This window comes from Microbacterium sp. Leaf161, assembly GCF_001423645.1.
GTDB lineage: Bacteria > Actinomycetota > Actinomycetes > Actinomycetales > Microbacteriaceae > Microbacterium > Microbacterium forte.
Genome location: NZ_LMOW01000006.1, coordinates 1 through 1,098 on the forward strand (window position 1 = coordinate 1; position 1,098 = coordinate 1,098).

Sequence of the window (1,098 nt, forward strand, 5' to 3'; positions counted from 1 at the left end):
GCTGGGTCTGCGGTCTGCCCGTTGAAGGGGTTGGATTTGGGATTTTGGCTTAGGCGGCGACGTCGGTTTTCGTCCGATAACAACAAGCAGCCGGGTTCTGGGGATTTTGGAATGATTTGCTCGCCTTTGGGCGGGGGATTTTCTGGAATTTTTCGGGAAGGCTGCGGCAAACAAGGGCGGTTTTGCGTGTTTTTAGAAGAAGACGCGCTTTCGCTTTGCTTTACGAAACGAGGACGAAGCGGCTCCGTTGTGGGAGGCGGAGCGATACCGGTCACGCGCAATTCCCTGGGAGCACATTGGAGGAGAAGGGTATGAGCTCAACGACTGACACAGCAGCCCGGGCTGCTGCTGGCACGGAAGCTGTAGTTGACCTGAAGGGCATGTGGATCGGCCTGGCCGTTCTGAACGGGTTCTATCTGGTCGTTCGCATTTACGAGCAGATTTATGGCTGGCGCGCYGGCCTGGACTCGTTTGCGCCGGAGTTCCAGACCTATTGGATGTCGATCCTTTGGACCGAGATTCCGCTTGAGCTGATCTCGGGCATTGGCCTTGCGGGCTTTCTTTGGAAGACGCGCACGCGCGACTTCTCGACTCTGACGGCGCGCGAAGAAATGCGCCGCCTGGTTGTCGAAGTGCAGTGGCTGGTGGTTTACGCCGCGGCCATTTACTGGGGCGCGTCGTTCTTCACGGAGCAGGACGGCACCTGGCACATGACGGTGATTCGCGACACGGACTTCACGCCGTCGCACATCATCGAGTTCTACATGAGCTACCCGATCTACTCGGTGATCGCGGTCGGCGGCTTCTTCTATGCGAAGACGCGTCTTCCGTATTTCGCCAAGGGCTATTCGGTGGCCTATCTGATCGTGGCGATCGGCCCGTTCATGATCATCCCGAACGTCGGCCTGAATGAGTGGGGCCACACGTTCTGGTTCATGGAAGAACTGTTCGTCGCGCCGCTGCATTGGGGCTTCGTGTTCTTCGGCTGGATGGCGCTCGGCGTGTTCGGCGTCGTGCTTCAGCTGCTGATCAACATTCAGCGTCTGATCGGCAAGGAAGGCGTCGCCCTCCTGACCGAGTAATCCGAGAGATCGGAAG

General features: G+C 58.2%; 2 protein-coding genes. One reads left to right on the forward strand and one right to left on the reverse strand.

From position 1 onward, the window contains the following. Positions 1 to 275, reverse strand: a 275-nt coding sequence (locus ASF87_RS18095; RefSeq protein WP_235472370.1) for a hypothetical protein, incomplete at its 3' end; no start/stop codon positions are given. A 36-nt stretch (positions 276 to 311) separates the two neighbouring features. On the opposite strand from ASF87_RS18095, the gene amoC reads away from it, so the two are divergent. After that, positions 312 to 1,082, forward strand: coding sequence for a bacterial ammonia monooxygenase, subunit AmoC (gene amoC, locus ASF87_RS17400; RefSeq protein ID WP_014890337.1), 771 nt, complete (start codon positions 312 to 314; stop codon positions 1,080 to 1,082). Positions 1,083 to 1,098 lie beyond the last annotated feature (16 nt).